Below are 4065 nucleotides of genomic sequence, written 5' to 3' on the forward strand. Positions count from 1 at the left end.
TCTCAGCCCAACCTGCGGCTGCTGCAAGGCGTGGGTCCGACATCTCGAGCAGGCCGGCTTCACGCCGCGCGTCGTCGAAAGCAGCGACATGGCTGCAATCAAGCGTGTTACGGGTGTCCCGGATAAAGTCCAGTCCTGCCATACCGCCGTTGTCGAAGGCTACTTCGTCGAGGGTCATGTACCGGCCTCAGACATTCGCAAGCTGTTGAAGGACAAGCCGGTGGCGCTCGGCCTAGCCGTCCCCGACATGCCGGTCGGATCGCCGGGAATGGAGGTTCCAGGCGTCGCGCCAGAGAAATTCGAGACTCTTCTCATCGGCGCTGACGGTCAGACCCGCGTATATGGCAAGCATTGATCGGCCGTTTGACTGACACCCCTCGCGGCTCATTTTGACAATAATCTGAACCGAGGCGGTTTACCGTGCCTGTTGGTTCTTTCCGACCATTGGTCGCGATATCGAACCGGCGCTCGCAGGCATCGGCGGCGGGCACCCGGCGATCGGCACGCTAATCGCGCTTGTCCAACTCTAGGTCATCGCCCCCCGCGCCAGGCCGCCGCCAAAACCGCGCGTGGTCGAGCGCAAGCCGGTCGAACGGCCGCGCCAGCGCGAGGGGACCGCCCCGCCGCCCGCGCCGCCGCAGGCCTCGGCTCCGAACCCGGCCTCGACAGGCGCAACTGCGAGGCCTTAAATCTCAACCGCATTGAGCATCGCGAGGACCAGCGTCAGCACCGCCATGGCCTCGCTGCCGGACCCATCGAACCCCAAGAGGCACGACAAGGACCTGTCGCGAGCTAATGACGGCGTCAGTCATAGCGCAGCTCGGTCGCCTTGCCGCGGAACACATAGTAGCTGAACGCTGTATAGGCGGCGATGAAGGGCAGCACGCAGGCCGCGCCGATCAGGATGATTAGCAGGCTTTCGGGTGCGCTCGCAGCCGCCCAAATCGTCAGCCGCTCGGGCACGACATAGGGATAGAATGAATAGGCCAGCCCCAGGAAACCGAGTGCGAACAGGGCGGTCGCTCCCGCGAAGGGCACGAAGTCGAGCGAATGGTCGCTGCGCGGCATGCGCCTCAGGAAGACCCAGAGCGCCAGGAACAGCGCGCTTGTCATCAGCGGGATCGGCGCCAGGCCGATGATGTTGGGGAAGGAGAACCAGCGCTCGAAGATGCGCGGGCTGACCAGCGGCGTCGCGATCGAGACCGCCGCCATGGCCAGCGCGGTTGCGACCAGCGTGATCCGGGTCCAGACCACGGCGCGGGCCTGGAGCTCGCCCGAGGTCTTGCCGATCAGCCAGGTCGCGCCGACGAAGCAATAGGCAGCGACCAGCCCAAGCCCCGCGCCCACGGCAAACAGCTGCGTCAGAAGGCCTGGCGCGAAGCCCATGATGTAGAGGCCCAGCATGTAGCCCTGTGTCAGCGCGGTGAGCAGCGAGCCGCAGATGAAGGCTGCGTCCCACCAGCGCTGATGCGTCTCGCGCGCCTTGACGCGGAATTCAAAGGCGACGCCGCGCAGCGTCATCCCGAGCAGCATCAGAGCCACCGGCAGGTACAGCGCCTGCAGCACCAGCCCATGCGCGGCCGGGAAGGCGACCAGAAGCAGGCCGATGCCGAGCACGAGCCAGGTCTCGTTGGCGTCCCAGAACGGGCCGATGGTCGCGATCATGCGGTCGCGCTCGGGCCGGTCGACCCCCGCCATCAGCATCCCCACGCCGAGGTCATAGCCATCGAGGATGACATAGGCGAGGATCGAAATCCCCATCAGCGCCGCGAAGATCAGGGGCAGGGTGTGCCCGTCGAGCCAGCTCATCACGGCCTCCCTCACTTCGCCTGCGCGGTCGCGCCGGCAGGCTGGGCGTAACCGCCGCCCCGGGGCGCGCCGCCGGCCTTGCTGACACCGGCCCCGCTGGGCGACGCCACCGCCTTCAGGCCCTTGCCGGCGAGGTGGAACAGCACCGAGACATAGGCCGCGATCAGCGCGACATAGATCGCGAGATAGGCCACCAGAGTGCTGGCGATCATGCCGGCGGGCACCTGCGAGGCCGCCTGTGCCGTGGTCAGAACGCCGGTCACGAGCCAGGGCTGGCGGCCGATCTCGGTGACGTACCAGCCGGCCAGAGTCGCGATCCAGCCCGAGAAGGTCATGCCGACCAGCACCCGGGCGAGGACGGTGCCGGGCTCGCGCCGGCGCCACAGCCGCCATGCGCCGTACCAGGAGACCGCCAGCATCAGCATGCCGGTGCCGACCATGACGCGGAAGCCGAAGAACACCGGCGCCACCGGCGGATGCAGCTTCGTTCCGTCGGGCGCGACGAACTGGTTCAGGCCAGGGATCACGCCGGCGGCCTCGTGCTTCAGGATCAGGCTGGCGCCGGCGGGGACGCCGATCTCGAAGTCGTTGCGGCGCTCCTTCTCATTGGGCAGCGCGAAGAGCAGCAGCGGCACATGCCCGCGCGTTTCCCAGTTGCCCTCCATCGCGGCCACTTTGGCCGGCTGGTGTTCCAGCGTGTTGAGGCCGTGCAGGTCGCCGACCAGGATCTGTGCCGGGATCAGCAGCGCGCCGAGGATCACGCCGGTGCGCAGGGCCGCCATCACGTCGGGCCCGCGGTCCTGGCGCAGCCAGCGCCAGGCCGAGAGACCGGCCAGCAGGAAGGCGCAGGTCAGCCCCGAGGCCAGCAGCATGTGGCCGAGCCGGTAGGGCATGGACGGATTGAAGATGATCGCCGCCCAGTCGGTGGCATGGACGACGCCGTCGCGCAGTTCGTACCCGGTGGGCGTGTGCATCCAGGAGTTCAGCACGATGATCCAGAAGGCCGACATCGTCGTGCCGAAGGCAACGAGGAAGGTCGCCAGCGTGTGGACCCAGTTGGGCACCTTGCGGAAGCCAAACAGCATGATGCCGAGGAAGGTCGCCTCCAGGAAGAAGGCGGTCAGCACCTCGTAGGCCAGAAGCGGACCGGCGACGGCGCCGACCGTGTTCATGAAGCCCGGCCAGTTGGTGCCGAACTGGAAGCTCATTGTGATGCCCGAGACGACGCCGAGCGCGAAGGTCAGGGCGAAGACCTTCACGAAGAAGCGATAGGCGTTCATCCACTTCTCGTCGCCGCTGCGGTTGAAGGCGAGCTTGAAGAACAGCAACACCCAGCCGAGCGCGATGGTGATGGTCGGAAACAGGATGTGGAAGGAGATGTTGGCGCCGAACTGGATGCGGGCCAGGACGATCGGGTCCATCAAAGTTAGCCTCGGTTGGGTGTGCTGGAGAGGGGCTGGCGGCCCTTGCCGCCGGGCAGGGCGAAGATCCGGTCCTTGACCTCGAGGATCTTGGCGACCTTCGAGCCGAGACTGAGCAGCTGGATCAGCCGGTCGGTCTCGAGCTTCTCGATGTCGGCATACCAGGCCGTCAGAAGCTCGATCAGCTCGTGCATGTCCTTGAGGCGCGCCTGGGCGTGCTGCTCCTGGGCGTTGGCGGGCGTTTGCATCAGCAGTTCGCGCAGCATCGAGAGCGTCGGGTCGATCTCGCGCTTCTTGCGCTCGTTCACCAGCGTCCGGACGATCGAGTAGATGTCGTCGGGCGTCGTGAAGAAGTCACGCCGGTCGCCGGCCACGGGCCGCTGCCGCACCAGGTTCCAGCTCTGCAGTTCCTTCAGCCCCATCGAGACGTTGGAGCGGGAGATGCCGAGCCGATCGACCAGATCATCGGCGCAGAGCGCCGTCTCTGCGATGAACAGCACGGCGTAGATCTGCCCGACGGTGCGGTTGACGCCCCAGCGGCTTCCCATCTCGCCGAAATGCAGGACGAAGGCTTCGCAGAGCGGTGGCAAGTTCATGGCGTTTCTCAGTTTTCAGACATTCCTGAAAATAGAGAAATCGTGCCGCGTTGCGATGTGCGCTGTTGTCGCGGGACTCAGCGGGCACTGCTACATCAATAAGGAGCTCTAAGGCGCCGATAATCGACAGCCGTATAAACAGCAACCACCGCGCATGCTGACTTGCAAGCGACAGCGAGACGGTATCATCGATCCCAATGGGCCTCCGGAGTGTCCGGCCGATTTTTGCGCGGTGAACT

4 protein-coding genes are annotated in these 4065 nt (G+C 65.8%); 1 reads left to right on the forward strand and 3 read right to left on the reverse strand.

Annotated elements, in window-relative coordinates:
* The coding region (locus Q8S38_RS16085) for a DUF411 domain-containing protein (RefSeq protein WP_305681395.1) at positions 1 to 355 on the forward strand (355 nt) is incomplete at its 5' end.
* A gap of 449 nt (positions 356 to 804) precedes the next feature.
* On the opposite strand, the gene Q8S38_RS16090 is transcribed toward Q8S38_RS16085, so the two are convergent.
* The 3 genes from Q8S38_RS16090 to Q8S38_RS16100 are packed head-to-tail and all read right to left on the reverse strand — an operon-like array spanning position 805 to position 3826.
* Positions 805 to 1809 (reverse strand): cytochrome d ubiquinol oxidase subunit II, encoded by a 1005-nt coding sequence (locus tag Q8S38_RS16090; RefSeq protein ID WP_305681396.1) that lies wholly within the window; start codon positions 1807 to 1809, stop codon positions 805 to 807.
* An 11-nt stretch (positions 1810 to 1820) separates the two neighbouring features.
* Positions 1821 to 3230: a cytochrome ubiquinol oxidase subunit I gene (locus tag Q8S38_RS16095; RefSeq protein ID WP_291820983.1), complete on the reverse strand. Its 1410-nt coding sequence runs from the start codon at positions 3228 to 3230 to the stop codon at positions 1821 to 1823.
* 5 nt (positions 3231 to 3235) lie between these two features.
* Positions 3236 to 3826, reverse strand: coding sequence for a GbsR/MarR family transcriptional regulator (locus tag Q8S38_RS16100; RefSeq protein WP_291820981.1), 591 nt, complete (start codon positions 3824 to 3826; stop codon positions 3236 to 3238).
* Positions 3827 to 4065 lie beyond the last annotated feature (239 nt).

Source organism: Allobosea sp. (assembly GCF_030695125.1).
Classification (GTDB): Bacteria; Pseudomonadota; Alphaproteobacteria; order Rhizobiales; family Beijerinckiaceae; genus Allobosea.